Below are 18,866 nucleotides of genomic sequence, written 5' to 3' on the forward strand. Positions count from 1 at the left end.
AGTAACAGAGCGAAGGCCGATCATTCGTGACAAAAGACCCGCAGGCCAAGCGCAAGCCCGAAAATTGCGCCTTCGTCATCTTTGGCGCGACCGGTGACCTCACCCATCGGCTGGTGATGCCGTCGCTCTACAATCTCGCCGCCGAGCACCTGTTGCCGGAGAAGTTCTGCGTCGTCGGCGTGGCCCGCAACCGCCAGTCGGATGATGAGCTGCGCGACAGCCTGCTGAAGGGCCTGCGCCAGTTCGCGACCCGTCCCGTGGACGACGACATCGCCCGGAAGCTGCTGGAATGCGTGACCTTCGTCGAGGCCGACCCGAAGGATCCCCCCTCCTTCGACCGCTTGCGCGAGCATCTGGACTCGCTGGAATGCGCGCAGGACACCGGCGGCAACCGACTGTTCTATCTGGCAACGCCGCCTGCCGCGTTCGCGCCGACTGCGCGCGAGCTCGGCCGCACCGGCATGATGAAGGAAAACGGCGCCTGGCGACGTCTCGTGATCGAGAAGCCGTTCGGCACTGATCTCGTCTCGGCGCGCGCGCTGAACGCCGAGCTCCTAAAGATCATGGACGAGCACCAGATCTACCGAATCGATCACTATCTCGGCAAGGAGACGGTGCAGAACATCCTGGTGCTGCGCTTCGCCAACGGCATGTTCGAGCCGATCTGGAATCGCAACCACATCGACCACATCCAGATCACTGTGGAAGAGAAGCTCGGCGTCGGTCATCGCGGCGGCTTCTACGACGCCACCGGCGCGCTGCGCGACATGGTGCCAAACCATCTGTTCCAGCTGATGTCGCTGGTCGCGATGGAGCCGCCGGCGCGCTTCGACGCGCATTCCGTGCGCTCCGAGAAGGCCGACGTGCTGACGTCGATCCAGGAGCCGACCCGGGAAGAGGCGCTGAAGAATTCGGTGCGCGCGCAATATCTCGCCGGCCGCATCGGCGACGACGAGATCACGGACTATCGCAAGACCGAGGACGTCAAGCCCGGCAGCACCACCGAGACCTTCGTCGCGCTGAAGCTGATGATCGACAATTGGCGCTGGGCCGGCGTGCCGTTCTATCTGCGCACCGGCAAGGCGCTCGGCCACAAGCGCACGGAAGTGGCGATCAAGTTCAAGCAGGCGCCGCTGTCGATGTTCTCAGGCACGGATGTCGACCGCCTGTCGCAGAACTTCCTCACCATCGGCATCGCGCCGACCGAAACCATCGAGCTGCAGTTCAACGCCAAGATCCCGGGGCCGAGCGTCACCATCGACGGCGTCGAGATGAAATTCCGCTACGGCGACTATTTCCGCGCCGATCCCTCAACCGGCTACGAGACGCTGATCTACGACTGCATGATCGGCGACAACATCCTGTTCCAGCGCGCCGACGGCATCGAGGCCGGATGGCAGGCGGTGCAGCCGTTCCTGGACGCCTGGAAAAGTGAAGGCACCAACGGCATCGAGACCTATGACGCCGGCAGCGACGGCCCCGCCTGCGCCGATGAGCTGCTCCGGCGCGACGGGCGCAGCTGGCGGAAGTATTCGTGATGGCAGCGGCCGACCAGCCGAAGCTGATCGTCGAGGCCGACGCCGAAGCGCTGGCGCAGTCCGCAGCCGAACGGGTGATGGCGCGGATCGCCGCCAATCCCGGGCGGATCGCGATCTGCCTCACCGGCGGCTCCAGCCCGAAGAAGCTCTATCAATTGCTCGGCAGCGACGCGTATCGCGGCAAGATTCCGTGGGACCGCGTGCACTGGTTCATCGGCGACGAGCGTTTCGTGGCTTCGAGCGATCCCCTCAACAACATGGCAGTCGCGCGCGCGACCTTTCTCGACCGCAATGCGCCGTCCGGGCATATTCACCCGATCCCGACCACGGCTGAAAGCCCCGAAGCGGGTGCCGAGGCCTATGCGCGCGAGCTTCAGTCCTTCTACGGCGCCAAAAACCTCGATCCGGCACGGCCGCTGTTCGACATGGTCCTGATGGGCGCGGGCGCGGACGGCCACACTGCCTCGCTCTTCCCCGGCTACCCCGCGATCGAGGAGACCACACGCTGGGTGGTCGGCGTCCCCAAGGCCAATGTCGCGCCATTCGTGCCGCGGGTGTCGCTGACCCTGCCCGCCTTGGCCTCCTGCCGCGAAATGCTGTTCGAGATTGCCGGGCACGACAAGCAGCCGATCTTGACGCGCCTGCTCAATGGCGAGACTCTGCCGGCTGTACGCGCGCGCTCGAATGGTGAGACCGTCTGGCTGGTCGACCAGGCCGCGCTTCCGGAGGGAATTCGTGGCGGGCGTTGAAGCACCTTGTGCGTTGATCGTGATGGGCGTGTCGGGTTCAGGCAAGAGTACGGTTGCGGAGGCGCTCGGGCAGCGGCTCCGCTGGCGTTTCGAGGACGGCGACAGCTTTCACCCCGCCAGCAATGTCGAGAAGATGCGGGCCGGCCATCCCCTCACCGACGAGGACCGCTGGCCCTGGCTCAACGCCATTGCCGACGAGATCGCGCGGGTTTGCGACAGGGGCGAGCACGTGATCATCGCCTGCTCGGCGCTGAAGCACACCTATCGCGACGTGCTGCTGCGTGGACGCGACGACGTCCGCTTCGTCTTCCTGAGGGGCACCAGGGAGCTGATCGCCGCCCGCCTCGCGCAACGCAAGGGCCATTTCATGCCGCCCGAACTGCTGACGAGTCAGTTCACGACGCTGGAGCCGCCCGAGGCTGGCGAGCACGTCGTCACCGTCTCGATCGACGAATCCGTCGAGGCGATCGTTGACGGCGTGGTCCGGCAATTGAAACTGAGCGGGGCGAAACGCTGAGGCCGAGAAACCCTGAGGTCCTGCCATGACGAAAATCTCACTGGTCGTCTCCGACGTCGACGGCACGCTGCTGACCAAGGACAAGACGCTGACGGAGCGCGCGCGGTCCGCGGTCCAGCGGCTGCACAAGGCCGGCATCGGCTTCACCATCACCTCCAGCCGCCCCGCGATCGGCATGCGGTTCCTGGTCGAGCCGTTGGCGCTCTGGCTGCCGATCGGCCCGTTCAACGGCTCCTCGATCGTCGATCCCGAGATGCATCCGGTCGAGCAGCACCTGATCCCGGCGAGCGCCGCCGAACGGTCCTTGCAGATCCTCCGGGAGTTCGGCGCCGACATCTGGCTCTTCACCACCGACAAATGGCTGATCGACAACCCTGATGGTAAATACGTCGCGCACGAGCAGCACACGATCCGCTCCGACCCCACTATCGTGACGGATTTTTCGCCGTACCTTGCGAGCGCCTGCAAGATCGTCGGCGCCAGCGCCGATGCGGCCGGCCTGGAGCGTTGCGAGAAGGCGATGCAGGAGGCGCTGGGCAGCGCGGCCACCGCGGTGCGCTCCCAGACCTATTATCTCGACATCACCCCGCCCGGATTCGACAAGGGCACCTTCGTGCAGGCCATGGCCAAGCGCCTTGGTATTTCCACCGACGCGGTCGCCACCATCGGCGACATGCAGAACGACCTTGCGATGTTCCGCGTCAGCGGCACCTCGATCGCCATGGGCAATGCCACCGACAGCGTCAAGGACCAGGCCACCCACGTCACCGCGACCAACGAACAGGACGGTTTTGCGGAGGCGATGGAGGTGATTTTGAAGCGGAACGGGGTCACTTGAGTCATTGCTTCGAGCGCTGCACCGCCGGCTTCTCACTCTCCTGCCTTGCCGCCGACAGATTGTGGGCGGTGTTGATGAGCGCGATGTGGGTCAGCGCCTGCGGGAAATTGCCGGTCTGGCGTCGCGCGATGGAATCGTATTCCTCGGCCAGCAGGCCGACGTCATTTGCGAGCCCCGCCACCCGATCGAACAGCGCCTGCGCCTTGTCGAGATCGCCGGCCAGCACATAGGCGTCAGCCAGCCATAGGCTGCAGGCTAGGAACGCGCCCTCGATCGGCTGTGTTTCCCCGGACACTTCGCGCGGATCGTGGCGCAGCACGAAGCCGTCGCCTATCAAGTGTTTCTCGACCGCCGCGATGGTGCCGCGGATGCGCGGGTCCTGCGCCGGGAGGAAACCGACGGCCGGCAGCAGCAGCACGCTGGCATCGAGCAGCTTCGTGCCGTAGGACTCGACGAAGGCGTTTTCCTCTGCGTCAAATCCCCTGTTGCAGACGTCGCGATGAATGGCTTCGCGCAAGGCACGCCAGTGCAGCAGCGGCGCCTTGAAGCCGAAGGTCTCGGCACTCTTGATGCCGCGGTCGAACGCGACCCAGGTCATCACCTTGGAAAAGACGTAGTGCCTGGGCTGTCCGCGCCGTTCCCAGATGCCGTGATCGGGATGGTCCCAGACTTCGGCGAGATGGTTGAGCACGGCGCATTCCAGCGCCCAGGTCGTCTCGTCGTCGAGCTTGAGCTTGGCCATGCGCGACTGGTGGAAGGCGTCGATCAATTCACCGTAGACGTCGAGCTGAAGCTGCGCATGCGCGGCATTGCCGACGCGCACCGGCTGGGCCCCCTCATAGCCGTTGAGCCAGCCCGCTTCCCATTCCAGCAGACGCCGCTGGCCCCAGATGCCGTACATGATCTGCATGTTCGCCGGCGAGCCTGCCGCCGCGCGCAGCAGCCAATTGTGCCAAGCCAATGCTTCCTCGGTGTAACCCGAGTTCATCAGCGCCAGCAGCGTGAAGGTCGCATCGCGCAGCCAGCAGAAGCGGTAATCCCAGTTCCTGGCGCCGCCGAGCTTTTCCGGCAACGAGGTGGTGGGCGCCGCGACGATGCCGCCGGTCGGGGCGAAGGTCAGCGCCTTCAGCGTGATCAGCGAGCGTAGGATCAGATCGTGATAATCGCCGTCGCGGGTACAGTGGCTGCACCATTCGTTCCAGAATTTCTCGGTCTCCTGGAAGGCGATCTCCGGATCGATCGGCGCGGGCGGATCGAGATGCGAGGGGCCGTAGGTCAGCACGAACGGCACGGTCTCGCCCGCCTTCACGTCGAAGTCGGAGACCGTGGTCAGATCCTCGCCGCGGGTCTCCACCGGGGTGCGCAGCACCGTCATGTCCTGGCCGGCGACCGCCAGCAGCGAATGATCGATGCGTCGCACCCAGGGAATGTCGACGCCGAAGCCGAAGCGAATGACGAGCTCCATCCGCATCTTGACCGTGCCCGTGAGGCCGCGGACCAGCCGCACGATGTCGGACGCCTTGCCGCGCGGCGGCATGAAGTCGATCAGCGCAACGGTGCCGCTCTCGGTCTCGAAGCGCGTTTCGAGGATGAGGGTGTTGCCGAGATAGCGGCGCGAGATGGAGGTCGTGTCCTCGCTTGGCGCGATCAGCCAGCGGCCGTTCTTGTGCGTGCCGAGGATCGCGGCAAAGCAGGCATCGGAATCGAAGGCCGGCCAGCACAGCCAGTCGATCGAGCCGTCGCGCCCGACCAGCGCTGCGGTCTCGCAATCGCCGATCAGCGCATAGTCCTCGATCCTCTGAGCCAATGTGTTACGAGCCCCGGAAAATCCGCCGTTTCAACTCCCGCCGGTCAACGAGCGTTCCCGCGTCGCCGCCTTCAAGGCCGTAAGATCGACCTTGGCGGCGATCTTGTCCAGCGCCACCGGCAGGCGCTGGCGCCAGTTCGGATGCTCGTCGATCGTGCCGGGAATGTTGGGCTGGTCGATCACGCCGAGCAGATCCTCCAGCGACACTGCCAGCAGACGCGACGGCGTCCGCGACAGGAAGGCGAGCACCGAATAGAGATCGTTGGCGTTGATGCCGTTCTGGCGCAGGATCTCGTCGAGCCTGCCGAGCGCATCCCAGCGCGCCTGGTCGTTCTCGCCGGGGTCGAGCCCGAGCGAGCGCTTCATCTTGAGATCGCTGAAGGAGCGCCAGCCGGCATAGGTGCACAGATCATGCGTGTTCAGCGTGACCAGCGCATTGGGCCGGTAATGGTCGGCATTGCGGAAGCGGCCGGCATCGTCGCGCTCGAACATCATGACGAGGTAGGACCAGATGCCGAAATCCTGCATCGTCTCGCGGAAACCTTCCGGCACGGTACCGAGGTCCTCGCCGATCACGATGCATTTGTGCGCCGCGCTCTCGCGCACCACCGCGCCGAGCAGGGCCTCGAACGGCATCTGCACATAGGCGCCGTTGTCCGGCTTGAAGCCGCGCGGCACCAGATACAGCCGCTTCAAGCCCAGCACGTGATCGAGCCGGATCGCGCCGGCATGGCGCATCGAGGCGGCCAGCATGTCGGCAAACGGCACGAAGGATTGCGCCTCCAGACCACCGGCATTGAAGCCGGCAAGGCCCCAATCCTGTCCGACGGTGTTGAGCACGTCGGGCGGCGCACCGACGGCGAGATGGCGCGAAATCGCCATCTGCTCGTTCCAGGCATCGAAGCCATTGGACTGCACGCCGACGGCGACGTCGAGATAGAGCCCGACGCGCATGCCGAGCTGGCCGGCCAATTCCTTGGCGGCATGCAATTGGCTATCGGCCGTCCATTGCACGAATTCGACGAACGCGACCTCGCGCTTGTCGGGACCGTTGCGGAGCTCGGCGCATTTGGCTTGATCCGGCTGAAGCCACTCTTGCGGCCACTCCCACCATGGCCCGGAGAAGCGATGCCGCAGCACCTCGAAGCAGGCAAAGCGGGACAATAGCGGCGCGCGGTCCGCGCGGAAGGCGTCGAATTCCTTGCGGCGCGCCTCGCTCGCGCTTGTCACGAAACTGTTGTAGGCGGCGCGCAGGCCGAGCCATTTCAGCGCCGCCATGTCCGCATAGGGCACACGATCGCCTTCGCGCAGCCGCGCGGCGGTCGCAGCCGCGTCGGGGACGAGGTCGGCGGAAAATTCCGGGATCGCCTCGACGTCGATATAGAGCGGGTTGAGAAACAGCCGGCTGTTCGGCGAATAGGGGCTGCAATCGGCGGGGTGGTTGTCGAACAGCACATGCAGCGGATTGAGCCCGACGCCATCGGCGCCGAGCTGCCTGGCGAGGCGGACGAGGCCGGCAAGATCGGTGAAATCGCCAATGCCCCAATTGCGGTCGGAGCGAACGCTGTAGAGCTGCACGGCAAGTAGCCAGCCACGGTCGAAATCGCCGCCGAAGGCGCGTTCGGGCGCCACGATCATCGGCACCTCCTCCGCAACACCCTCGGCATCGGTCAGCGTCAACCGGTGATAACCGAGCGGCAGGCCGGCGGGCCAGGCGATCACGGGCTCGCGGGTCTCGCCTTGCGCGATCACATTGCCGTTTGCGCGCAGTTTCCATTGCAGCGGCGGCGCGCCGATTGTCGTCAATTCGGTGCGCGGATGTCCCAGGGCGCGCACTACCACGGGTCCGCCGACGAAGCGGTAAACCCGCTTCTCCGGCAGCGCCTCGAGGATGGATTTGAGGGCCACGGGATCGGTGACCCGCAGCTTTCCGAGGGCATCGACGAATTCAGACTGAACGCCCTTGATCCGGGCTTGAGCTAAAAGATCCATTCGGCACGCAGCTTGCAGGCCGTTATCCGGCCGGGGGCATGGATTTTAACGAGGTCGTGGAAGAGGTTAGTCAGGGGTAACTCGCAAACCGTGCCTGCCGTTCCCAAGGGAACCAATGACACACAAGCGGCTTTCTATATTGGTATCAAGCGTAGGTTCCCGACAAGGGAAACGGGCTCCTGCTTTCTTGTCAATGGCATCACCGTGAACAAGACAATTCAAACTGTCGAGAGTGCCGCAGCCGGCAGCGCTTTCCTCATCGAAGATATCTATCCCTCGATCGACAACGGCCGTTTCGCCGTGAAGCGGATTGCGGGCGAACGAGTCGACGTCTGGGCGGACATCTATCGCGACGGCGACGCCGTGATCGGTGCCGCACTGATCTGGCGAGCAGAACAGGACCGGGAATGGCGGAGCGAGCCGATGATCCATCACGGCAATGACCGCTGGTCCGGCGCGTTCACCCCCGTCGAGCCCGGCCAATATGTCTACGCGATCGAAGCATGGACCGACGAGTTCGCCACCTGGTCGCACGGGGTCGAGCGCAAGCGGCGCGCCGGCGCGGACGTCAGCCTCGATGCGATCGAGGGCGCCGGCCTCCTGACCAAGGCACATGGCGCCCGGCAGGACGCCGCAGCGGTCATCGTGAAGCAATGCGAGGATTATCTTCAGACCGGCGATGTCGGCTCGCTGCTTGCAACCGATCTCGGCGCGGCCATGGCCGAGAGCCAGTCGCGGCCCGACCTGACCCGCTCGCAGAACTTCCCGCTGATCGTCGACCGCGACAAAGCGCGCTTCGGCGCCTGGTATCAGATGATGCCGCGCAGCCAGAGCCAGATTCCCGGCCGGCATGGCACGCTCCGTGACTGCATCGCGCGCGTGCCCGACATCGCCGCGATGGGCTTTGACGTGCTCTACTTCACGCCCATCCACCCCATTGGCCGCACCCGCCGCAAGGGCCGCAACAATGCGCCGGTGGCGACCGAAGGCGATCCCGGCTCGCCCTATGCGATCGGCACGGCCGAGGGCGGGCACGATGCACTGCATCCCGAGCTCGGCACGATCGAGGATTTCCGCGCGCTGGTCGCGACATGTCTCGAATATGGCCTCGAGCTCGCGCTCGACTTCGCCGTGCAATGCTCGCCGGACCATCCCTGGCTGACGCAGCACCCGGCATGGTTCAAATGGCGGCCGGACCGCTCGGTGCGGACGGCGGATGATCCCTATTCGGACATCGTCATCCCCGATTTCGCCTCCGTCGACAGGGCCGGGCTGTGGAACGCGTTTCGCGATGCCATGCTGTTCTGGATCGACCACGGCGTCACCATCTTCGCCATCGACAATCACGACACCGCGCCGCTTCCGTTCTGGGAGTGGCTGATCAGCGACATCCGCCGCCGCCATCCCGAGGTGATCCTGTTCTCCAAGACCTTTGCACGGCCAAAGCTGATGAAGGGGCTCGCCAAGCTCGGCTTTGCACAATCCTTCAGCTATTTCTCCTGGCGTACGGCGAAATGGGAGCTGGAGCAATATCTGGGCGAGCTGACCCGCTATCCCGAGCGCGATTTCTATCGGGCGAACCTGTTCGTGAGCACGCCCGACCTGCTGCCCTATCATCTCCAGGGCGGCGAGCCCTGGGCATTCAAGTCGCGGGTCGCGCTGGCCGCGACGCTGTCCGGCAGTTACGGCATCTACAGCGGGTTCGAGCTGCTGGAGCATGACGCGATTCCCGGCCGCGAAGAATATCTCGATTCCGAGAAGTACCAGATCAAGCAGCGCGACTGGGACCGGCCCGGCAACATCAAGCCCTACATCGCCGCGCTCAATCGCATCCGCAATGATAACGCCGCACTTCAGCAGACGGAGAATTTGCGCTTCCTCGGTATCGAGGACGGCGAGACGATCGCCTTTGCCAAGGAAGCGGCCGATCCGGCCAACGCCGTCGTCGCGGTCATCGCCCTCTCGGGCCATGTGCGCGAAGTCTGGTTGCCGCTGGGTGACCTCACCATCGACGCCGGCGGCGCACGCCGCCACGTCACCGCACTCGAAAATCTCATCACAGGCGAACAGTCCCGCATCGAATGGGGCGGGATCAAACTGCGTATCGACCCCGACCGCGACCCGGCGCTGCTGTTCCGCTGCCTGGCGTAAGGATCACGCCATGAATGTTTTGTCTTCCGTCGAGACCCAAAAAGCCGAGGCAGCCGAGATCGTGGATGAACTCTGGTACAAGGACGCCATCATCTACCAGCTCCACGTCAAGGCGTTTGCCGACAGCAACCATGACGGCATCGGCGATTTCGCCGGACTGACCGAGAAGCTGCCCTATCTCCAGGAGCTCGGCGTCACCGCGCTGTGGCTGCTGCCGTTCTATCCGTCGCCCGGGCGCGACGACGGCTACGACATCGCCGACTACGGCTCGGTCAATCCCGATTTCGGGACGATGAAGGACTTCAAGCGCTTCATCCAGGAAGCGCAGAAGCGCGGCCTGCGCGTCATCACCGAGCTCGTCGTCAATCACACCTCCGACCAGCACAAATGGTTCAAGCGGGCGCGCCGCAGCCATCCGGGCTCGAGCGCCCGCAACTGGTACGTCTGGAGCGATACCGACCAGAAATACCAGGGCACGCGGATCATCTTCACCGACACCGAGAAGTCGAACTGGACCTGGGACCACGAGGCCGGGGCGTTCTACTGGCATCGCTTCTTCTCGCACCAGCCGGACCTCAATTTCGACAATCCGCGCGTGGTCAGCGCCCTGATCCAGGTGATGAAGCGCTGGCTGGATGCCGGCGTCGACGGATTCCGCCTCGACGCCATTCCCTATCTCTGCGAACGCGACGGCACCAACAACGAGAACCTGCCCGAGACGCATGCCATCATCAAGCGCCTGCGTCAGGAGCTGGATTCCTATTCGAAGGGCAAGCTGTTGCTGGCCGAGGCCAATCAATGGCCGGAGGACGTGCAGGAATATTTCGGCCGCGGCGACGAGTGCCACATGGCCTACCACTTCCCGCTGATGCCGCGCATCTACATGGCGATCGCGCAGGAAGACCGCTTTCCGATCACCGACATCTTGCGCCAGACGCCGGACATTCCCGCAAGCTGCCAATGGGCGCTGTTCCTGCGCAACCATGACGAGCTGACGCTGGAGATGGTCACCGACGTCGAGCGCGACTATCTCTGGACCACCTACGCCAACGATCCCCGCGCCCGCATCAATGTCGGCATCCGCCGGCGGCTGGCGCCGCTGATGGACAATGACCGCCGCAAGATCGAGCTGATGAACTCGCTGCTGCTGTCATTCCCGGGCACGCCGATCATCTATTACGGCGACGAGATCGGCATGGGCGACAACATCTATCTCGGCGACCGCAATGGCGTGCGCACGCCGATGCAGTGGAGCCCGGACCGCAATGGCGGCTTTTCCCGCTGCGATCCCGCCCGCCTCTATGCGCCGCTGATCATGGACCCCGTCTACGGCTACGAATCGGTCAACGTGGAGGCGCAGTCGCGCAGCCTGTCCTCGTTGCTCAGCGCCACCAAGCGCCTGATCTCGGTGCGCAAATCGACCCTCGCCTTCGGCCGCGGCACCATGACCTTCATCCGCCCGGCCAACCGCGCCGTGCTGGCCTATGTCCGGCAGTACAACGACGAGGTGATCCTGTGCGTCGCCAACCTCTCGCGCGCAGCCCAGGCCACCGAGCTCGACCTGTCGCCGTGGAAGGACCGCATTCCGCAGGAGATGCTCGGACGCACGCGTTTTCCGCCGATCGGCGAGCTGCCCTACATGATCACGCTGGGGCCCTACGGCTTCTACTGGTTCCAGCTCACCGAGCGCAACAAGTCCGAGCCGGTGACGCCGCGCGCGGTGCCGGAGTTCGAGACGCTGGTGGTGCCGGTCAATTCGAACTGGGTGTCGCTCGCGCGCGAGCGCGGCGTGTTCGAGCGCGACGTGCTGCCGGGCTTCCTGTCGCGGACCCGCTGGTATCCCGAGCACAATCCCAAGCACATCCAGGCCACGCTGACCTCGGCGGTGCCTTTCAGCGACATCGGCGACAACAGACCCTGGATCGCGTTCTTCGAGACCACGCAGAATGACGTTACCGCGCGTTACGTGCTGCCGATGCAGATCGAGTGGGTGCGCTTCGACCGCGAGCGGTTCAACCCGAAGGCGCTCGCTGCCGTGCGCCAGGGCGCGCGCGAAGGCACGCTGCTCGACGTAGCAACCGAGCAGATCTTCATCGGGCTTTTCCTGCGGGGCCTGTCGCAGAACCTGGTGGTGGATGAGAACAATCTGCGGCTGGAATTCAAGGCGACCAGCCGGTTCGCCGACTACATCATCAAGGAGCCCGAACGCATCCGCGCCATCGAGCAGTCAAACAGCACGGCGCTGGTCGACAACCAGTACGTCGCCAAGATCTATCGCCAGCTCGAAGGCGGCATCAATCCCGAGATCGAGATCGGCACCTACCTCACCGACGTCGCGCACTTTGCCAATACGCCGGCGCTGCTCGGCAGCGTCGAGCTGGTCGAAGGCGACAGAAGCAGCGCGGTCGGCGTGCTGCACTCCTATGTCGAGAACCAGGGCGATGGCTGGGCCGTCACCACGGGTTATCTCGACCGCTATATCGACGAGCAGCGGTTGGCGCCGATGAGCGAAGCGCCCCGAGAGACCCAGGAGCAGGCGCCTTATCTGCACTTCATGGCGCAGATCGGCCGGCGGCTCGCCGAACTGCACGTGGCTCTCGCCGCCGCAAGGCCCGACAATCTCGCGCCGGAGCCGATCGGCCCCGCCCACGTCAAACGCTGGGCCTCCGACCTCAAGGCACGGGCCGAGCGGGTTTTTGAACGGCTCGCCGACAGCCGCGACGGCCTGCGGGAGTCCGACCGCCCGCTGATCGATCAGCTCGTCGCGGTGCGTGCGACCCTGCCCGACCACGTCGACGCCCTCTTGCCATCCGGCATCGCCGGGTTGAACATCCGTCATCATGGCGACTTCCGCCTCGGGCAAATTCTGATCGTGAAGGACGATATCTTCATCATCGACTTCGACGGCAATCCGCATCTCGCGCTGGCCGACAAGCGGCGCAAGGCACCGGCCGCACGCGACGTCGCCGGCCTGATCCGCTCGATTGAGCTTTCGGTTAACACAGCGCTCAGCCGCGCGCTGACGGGCGCATCCGACGAGCAGGACCGGCTCGCCACCGCACTCGGCGAATGGCGCGAACGCGCCGCCGCGACATTCCTTAACGCTTACCGCGAAGCCATGACCGATCGCCGGCTGTGGCCGGAAGATCGGCATTCCGCGGAAGGCCTGTTAAGGTTTTTCCTGCTTGATCAAGCCTTCGACGAAGTAGAGTACGAGCTGTCCCACCGGCCTGAGGGGCTCCGTGCGCCGCTGACCGGACTGCTTCGCATTCTGTCCAATGAGAGCGAAGCCCATGCCTAAACTGCCAGCCGAGGCCTACGCGATCATCGAGGGCCGCCACTCCGACCCCTTCCATTATCTCGGGATGCATCCCGAGGGCGGCAAGAGCGTGGTGCGCGCGTTCCTCCCCGAGGCCACCAATGTCGAGGCGGTGGGCGAACATGGCGAGGTGGCGAAGCTCGATCGCGTCCACGATTCGGGCCTGTTCATCGGCGCCCTACCGAACGGCTCGAAGCGCTATCAGCTCCGCGCCAAGTTCGGCGACAACATCATCGAGTTCGAGGACGCCTATCGCTTCCCGCCGATCCTGACCGACTTCGATCTCTATCTGCTCGGCGAAGGCACCCATCAGCGCCTCTACGACAAGCTCGGCGCGCATCCGATGCGGCTCGAAGGCATCGACGGTATCGGCTTCGTCGTGCTGGCGCCGAATGCGCGGCGGGTGTCTGTGGTCGGCGATTTCAATTTCTGGGACGCGCGGCGCCATCCGATGCGGGTGCGCGGTGCCGGTTATTGGGAATTGTTCATCCCGCACGCCAAGGGCGGCGACCACTACAAGTTCGATATCATCGGGCCGCACGGCCATCAGTTACCGCTGAAGTCCGATCCCATGGCCTTTGCGAGCGAGGTGCGGCCAAAGACGGCTTCCATCGTGTTCGACGAGGCGCATCTCGCCCGCCCGCGCCCGGCGCCGGATGGCATCAACGCGCTCTCGGCACCGATGTCGATCTACGAGGTCCATCTCGGCTCCTGGCGCCGCAAGAACGGCGACGAATGGCTCACCTATCGCGAACTGGCCGAGCAGCTGCCGGCCTATGCCCGCGACATGGGCTTTACCCATCTCGAATTCCTGCCCGTCAGCGAGCATCCGTTCGACGGCTCCTGGGGCTATCAGCCGACCGGCCTCTATGCGCCGACTAGCCGCTTCGGCGGGCCTGAGGATTTTGCCGCGCTGGTCGATGCCTGCCATCGCGAGGGCGTCGGCGTGCTGCTCGACTGGGTGCCCGGCCATTTCCCGGACGATCCGCACGGGCTCGGCAGCTTTGACGGCACCTCGCTCTACGAGCATGCCAATCCGCTCCAGGGCCGCCACCTCGACTGGGGCACGCTGATCTACAATTACGGCCGCACCGAAGTGACGAACTTCCTGGTGTCGAACGCGCTGTTCTGGCTCGAGCGTTACGCGATCGACGGCCTGCGCGTCGATGCGGTCGCCTCCATGCTCTATCTCGACTACAGCCGCCCCCCCGGCGCCTGGATTCCGAACCAGTATGGCGGCCGCGAGAACATCGAGGCGATCGCGTTCCTGCGCCGCTTCAACACCGAATTGTTCGCGCGCTTCCCGCAGGCGACCACGGCGGCCGAGGAATCCACCGCGTGGCCGCAGGTCTCGCGCCCGGTCGAATTCGGCGGGCTCGGCTTCGGCTACAAGTGGAATATGGGCTGGATGCACGACACGCTGAACTACATCAGCAAGGATCCGATCCACCGCAAGCATCATCACGGCGAGATCCTGTTCGGCCTGCACTATGCTTTCTCGGAGAACTTCATCCTGCCGCTGTCGCATGACGAGGTCGTGCACGGCAAACGTTCGATCCTCGGCCGCATGCCCGGCGACGAATGGCAGCGTTTTGCGAATTTGCGCGCCTATTACAGCTTCATGTTCGGCCATCCCGGCAAGAAGCTGCTGTTCATGGGCGCGGAGATCGCGCAAAGCCGCGAATGGAACCACGACCAGTCGCTCGACTGGCACCTGCTCGAATACAAGTACCATTCCGGTATCCAGGCGCTGATCCGCGATCTCAACCGGCTCTATCGCGCGGTGCCGGCGCTGCACCAGATGGATTGCGAACAGGCCGGATTCGAATGGCTGATCACGGATGACGCCAACCGCAACGTGTTCGCCTGGCTGCGCAAGGGATTCGACGAGCACGCACGGTGTCTCGTGATCATCAACTTCTCACCCAACGTCTATCGCAACTATCGCGTCCCCGTGCCCTTCGCCGGCAAGTGGAAAGAGGTGTTCAATTCGGACTCCGCCCATTACGGCGGCACCAATGTCGGAAACATCGGCGAGGTTCATGCCGCTGACGGCAAGGCGCCCGAGGTTCGCCTCACCGTTCCGCCGCTCGCCGCGATCTTCCTCGTTCCGGAAAGCTGACCGATGCGCCTGACTGCTGGATCGCCCGCACGCCTCGGCGCAAGCTGGGACGGACGCGGTACCAATTTCGCGTTGTTCTCCGCCAACGCGCAGAAGGTCGAGCTGTGCCTGTTCGACACGCAAGGAAGGCGCGAGCTCGAGCGTGTCGAGCTGCCCGAGCGGACCGAGGACGTCTGGCACGGCTATCTCAACGACATCTCGCCGGGCCAGCTCTACGGCTATCGCGTGCACGGCCCCTACGAGCCCGAGCACGGCCACCGCTTCAACGCCAACAAGCTGCTGCTCGACCCCTACGCCAAACGGCTCGCCGGGCGGCTGGTCTGGAGCGATGCGCATTTCGCCTATCGCACCGGCTCGCCGCGCGAGGACCTCTCCTTCGACCGGCGCGACAACGCGCGCGGCATGCCCAAGGCGGTCGTCGTCGATGAGACCTTCAACTGGGGCCGTCGCGAGATCCGGCCCAACATCCCCTGGGAAGACACCATCGTCTACGAGGCCCACGTCAAGGGCTTGACGCAGAAGCGCGACGACGTGCCGCCGAATTTGCGCGGCACCTATGGCGGCCTGTCGTCGCCGGCAATGATCGAGCATTTGAAGACGCTCGGCGTCACCACCGTCGAGCTGCTTCCGATCCACAGCTTCATCGACGACCGCATTCTGGTCGAGAAGAAGCTCGCCAACTACTGGGGCTACAACACGCTGTCCTTCTTCGCGCCCGAACCGCGCTACGCCCAGGACAATGCGCTCGATTCCTTCCGCACCACGGTCGCGCGCCTGCACGATGCCGGCATCGAGGTGATGCTCGACGTCGTCTACAACCACACGGCCGAAGGCAATCACCTCGGTCCGACCCTGTGCTACCGCGGCATCGACAATGCCTCCTATTACTGGCTGAACCGCGAGAACCCGCGCTATTACGACGACTTCACCGGCTGCGGCTCGTCGGTGAATCTCACCCATCCGCGCGTGCTCCAGATGGTGATGGATTCACTGCGCTACTGGGTCGAGGTCTGCCATGTCGACGGCTTCCGCTTCGACCTCGCCACCACGCTCGCGCGCGGGCCGAACGGCTATGATCGCGGCAGCTCGTTCCTGACGGCGATCCGGCAGGACCCGGTGCTGGCGGCGGTGAAGCTCGTCGCCGAACCCTGGGATCTCGGGCTCGGCGGCTACCAGGTCGGCGCATTCCCTTCCCAATGGTCGGAGTGGAACGATCGGTATCGCAGCGCCATGCGCCGCTACTGGAGCGGCGAAGGCAGCCTGATCGGCGACATCTCCAGCCGCATGACGGCGTCATCCGACCTGTTCAACCATGACGGACGGCGACCGCGCGCCAGCATCAACCACATCACCGTGCATGACGGCTTCACGCTCGCCGACCTCTTCAGCTACAACGAGAAGCACAACGAGGCCAATGGCGAGGACAATCGTGACGGCTCCAGCGACAATCACAGCAACAATTGCGGTGTCGAGGGTCCGACCGACGATCCCGAGATTCTCGGGCTGCGGCGGCAGCTTCGCAAGAACGTGCTGGCCTGCCTGATGCTGGCGCAGGGCGTTCCGCTGATCCTGGCCGGCGACGAGGTCGGCAATTCGCAGTCCGGCAACAACAACGCCTATTGCCAGGACAACGAGGTCGGCTGGGTCGGCTGGGACAACCTCGGCAAGGACGGCGACGACATGGTCGATTTCGTCGCCGGGCTCGCCGAGATCCGCCGCCGGTTCTCGCAGCTTCGCAGCCATCGCTGGCTCGACGGCCGGCCCAAGGACGGTCTCTCCTACGGCGCGCTGTGGCTGACGCCCGCCGGCGACGAGATGACGGAGAACGACTGGAAATTCCCGGAAGGGCGGTTCCTCTCCTATGTGATGGGGCCGATGGAACCGGGGAGCGCCGCGATCTTTATCGTACTGAACGCCGCCCCCGAAGAGATCGCATTCAAATTGCCCAAAATGGCCGAGTACAACAGCTGGCAGCAGATCCTGAACACCACCGATGCCAGGCCGAACAGTGTTGATCTGCAGCCCGGAAGCGACAGCAAGGCGCCGCCGCGCTCCGTGCTCGCCTTCGCGGGGGCGCTATGAGACCATCCTTCGGGGCGAGGCCGACCAGGGACGGCGTGTCGTTCCGGCTGTGGGCGCCCGGTGCTCGCCGAGTCGATCTCCTGCTCGACAGAAGGCACGCGATGCAGCGCCGGCAGGATGGCTGGTATGTCGCCGAGATTGCCGGCCTGCCCGTCGGCAGTCCCTACCAGTTCAGGATCGACGACGAGATCGACGTGCCCGATCCCGCATCCGCCTTCCAGCCGGACGACGTTTCTGGCCCGAGCGAAGTCGTCGATCATGATGCCTTCGCGTGGCGCGCGCGCGATTGGCGCGGACGTCCCTGGGAAGAGACGGTGCTGATCGAGACCCATGTCGGCACCTTCACGCCTGAGGGCACCTATCACGCCATGATCGACAAGCTCGATCATCTCGTTGCGACCGGGATCACCGCGCTGGAATTGATGCCGCTGGCCGATTTCGCCGGCCGCCGCGGCTGGGGCTATGACGGCGTGCTCTGGTACGCGCCCGACAGCGCCTACGGCCGGCCCGAGGACCTGAAGACACTGATCGACGAGGCGCATCTGCGCGGGCTGATGGTGTTCCTCGACGTCGTCTACAATCATTTCGGCCCCGAGGGGAATTATCTCGGCCGCTATGCGCCGGCTTTCTTCACCGATGCGCATACGCCATGGGGCAGCGCGATCGATTATCGTGTGCCGCAGGTCCGGGCCTTCGCGGTCGAGAACGCGCTGTCCTGGCTCACCGACTATCGCTTCGACGGCCTGAGACTGGATGCCGCCAATCACATCATGGCGATCCCGGACGAGCAGTCGATGTTGCAGGACCTCAGTGTCGCCGCCGGCGAGCTTGCCAAGGCCACGGGGCGGCACATCCATCTCGTGCTGGAGAACGGCGACAACCGCGCGAGCCTGCTTGATGCCGCGCAGGATCCGCCCAACGGCAAATATCGCGGGCAGTGGAACGACGACTATCACCACGTCTGGCACGTGATGCTGACCGGCGAGCTCGCGGGCTACTACGGCGACTACCAGACGCCGCGCATGGATCTCGCTCGCGCGCTCGCGTCGGGCTTCGTCTACCAGGGCGAGATCTCGGAGTTCTGGGGCAAGAAGCCGCGCGGCGAGGCGAGCGGCGAGCTGCCGCCGGCGACCTTCGTCAACTTCCTGCAAAACCACGACCAGATCGGCAATCGCCCATTGGGTGATAGACTCGAGAGCCTGGCATCGCCGCGGCAGATCGAAGCCGCGCTCGCGGTGACCCTGCTCGCGCCGATGGTGCCGATGCTGTTTCAGGGCGAGGAATGGGGCTCCACGGTGCCCTTCCCGTTCTTCTGCGATTTCCGGGGCGACCTTGCCGATGCCGTGCGCAAGGGTCGCAAGCAGGAATATGACTGGGCCTACGAGAAATACGGCGACGAGGTCCCCGATCCACTCGATCCCAAAACGCTGCAATCGGCCGTGCTGGATTGGACCGGCCACACGCCGGAGCAGGATTCGCGGCTCGCGCTGGTACGGGAGCTGCTCACGCTCCGTCACAAGGAGATCGCATCACGATTGAAAGGTGCGAGGTTCGGCGATGCCGCGACGGCCGATAGCGGCCTGCTCTCCGCGCATTGGCGCATGGGCGATGGCACGACGTTGCGCCTGACCGCCAATCTCTCGGACAAGGACATCGCACGTCCCAGCGACGCAACAGGCACGCCTATCTGGGGCTCTGTCAGCGGCGATCGGCTCCCACCCTGGTCGGTGATCTGGCATCTCGGAGGTTAG

Annotated in this window: 11 protein-coding genes; 9 read left to right on the plus strand and 2 right to left on the minus strand. The window is 64.7% G+C overall.

Annotated features, from left to right (window positions below; genetic code table 11):
• The first annotated feature begins 26 nt into the window (after positions 1–26).
• From zwf to ACKWRH_RS36105, 4 genes are read left to right on the plus strand one after another with little or no spacing between them, the layout of a single operon-like run.
• Complete coding sequence (gene zwf / locus ACKWRH_RS36090; RefSeq protein ID WP_445217412.1) at positions 27–1,538, plus strand: glucose-6-phosphate dehydrogenase; 1,512 nt, start codon at positions 27–29, stop codon at positions 1,536–1,538.
• Positions 1,538–2,287, plus strand: a complete 750-nt coding sequence (gene pgl / locus ACKWRH_RS36095; protein ID WP_445222538.1) for a 6-phosphogluconolactonase — start codon at positions 1,538–1,540, stop codon at positions 2,285–2,287. Before zwf ends, pgl begins: the two co-directional genes overlap by 1 nt.
• Positions 2,274–2,804, plus strand: a complete 531-nt coding sequence (locus ACKWRH_RS36100; protein ID WP_445217413.1) for a gluconokinase — start codon at positions 2,274–2,276, stop codon at positions 2,802–2,804. Before pgl ends, ACKWRH_RS36100 begins: the two co-directional genes overlap by 14 nt.
• Positions 2,805–2,829: 25 nt before the next feature.
• Positions 2,830–3,642 carry an HAD family hydrolase gene (locus ACKWRH_RS36105; protein ID WP_445217414.1) on the plus strand — a complete coding sequence of 271 codons (813 nt, stop codon included), beginning with the start codon at positions 2,830–2,832 and terminating at the stop codon, positions 3,640–3,642.
• A 1-nt stretch (position 3,643) separates the two neighbouring features.
• Here ACKWRH_RS36105 and ACKWRH_RS36110 read toward each other — a convergent pair whose 3' ends face one another.
• On the minus strand, positions 3,644–5,449 hold the full coding sequence (locus tag ACKWRH_RS36110) for a glycoside hydrolase family 15 protein (protein WP_445217415.1): 1,806 nt from the start codon (positions 5,447–5,449) through the stop codon (positions 3,644–3,646).
• 30 nt (positions 5,450–5,479) lie between these two features.
• Entirely contained in the window at positions 5,480–7,441 is a 1,962-nt protein-coding gene (gene malQ, locus ACKWRH_RS36115; RefSeq protein WP_445217416.1) for a 4-alpha-glucanotransferase, read from the minus strand.
• 204 nt (positions 7,442–7,645) lie between these two features.
• Here malQ and ACKWRH_RS36120 point away from each other — a divergent pair, with 204 nt between their 5' ends.
• Genes ACKWRH_RS36120 through treZ form a run of 5 tightly spaced genes read left to right on the plus strand, consistent with a single transcriptional unit; the run spans position 7,646 to position 18,866 of the window.
• Positions 7,646–9,592, plus strand: a complete 1,947-nt coding sequence (locus ACKWRH_RS36120) for a maltotransferase domain-containing protein (protein ID WP_445217417.1) — start codon at positions 7,646–7,648, stop codon at positions 9,590–9,592.
• Between the two features lie 10 nt (positions 9,593–9,602).
• A complete protein-coding gene (gene treS, locus ACKWRH_RS36125; protein WP_445217418.1) occupies positions 9,603–12,893 on the plus strand; it encodes a maltose alpha-D-glucosyltransferase in 3,291 nt (1,096 codons plus the stop codon).
• Complete coding sequence (gene glgB / locus ACKWRH_RS36130; protein WP_445217419.1) at positions 12,886–15,033, plus strand: 1,4-alpha-glucan branching protein GlgB; 2,148 nt, start codon at positions 12,886–12,888, stop codon at positions 15,031–15,033. Before treS ends, glgB begins: the two co-directional genes overlap by 8 nt.
• A gap of 3 nt (positions 15,034–15,036) precedes the next feature.
• Positions 15,037–17,115: a glycogen debranching protein GlgX gene (gene glgX, locus ACKWRH_RS36135; RefSeq protein WP_445217420.1), complete on the plus strand. Its 2,079-nt coding sequence runs from the start codon at positions 15,037–15,039 to the stop codon at positions 17,113–17,115.
• Entirely contained in the window at positions 17,112–18,866 is a 1,755-nt protein-coding gene (gene treZ / locus ACKWRH_RS36140) for a malto-oligosyltrehalose trehalohydrolase (RefSeq protein ID WP_445217421.1), read from the plus strand. The genes glgX and treZ overlap by 4 nt, the downstream gene beginning before the upstream one ends.

The organism is Bradyrhizobium sp. Pa8, assembly GCF_052588265.1.

Bases quoted from the DNA above. Each gene is read 5' to 3' on its own strand.
- treS (WP_445217418.1), top strand. From the start codon at position 9,603: ATGAATGTTTTGTCTTCCGTCGAGACCCAAAAAGCCGAGGCAGCCGAG.
- glgB (WP_445217419.1), top strand. From the start codon at position 12,886: ATGCCTAAACTGCCAGCCGAGGCCTACGCGATCATCGAGGGCCGCCAC.
- pgl (WP_445222538.1), top strand. From the start codon at position 1,538: ATGGCAGCGGCCGACCAGCCGAAGCTGATCGTCGAGGCCGACGCCGAA.
- malQ (WP_445217416.1), bottom strand. From the start codon at position 7,441: ATGGATCTTTTAGCTCAAGCCCGGATCAAGGGCGTTCAGTCTGAATTC.
- glgX (WP_445217420.1), top strand. From the start codon at position 15,037: ATGCGCCTGACTGCTGGATCGCCCGCACGCCTCGGCGCAAGCTGGGAC.
- treZ (WP_445217421.1), top strand. From the start codon at position 17,112: ATGAGACCATCCTTCGGGGCGAGGCCGACCAGGGACGGCGTGTCGTTC.
- ACKWRH_RS36105 (WP_445217414.1), top strand. From the start codon at position 2,830: ATGACGAAAATCTCACTGGTCGTCTCCGACGTCGACGGCACGCTGCTG.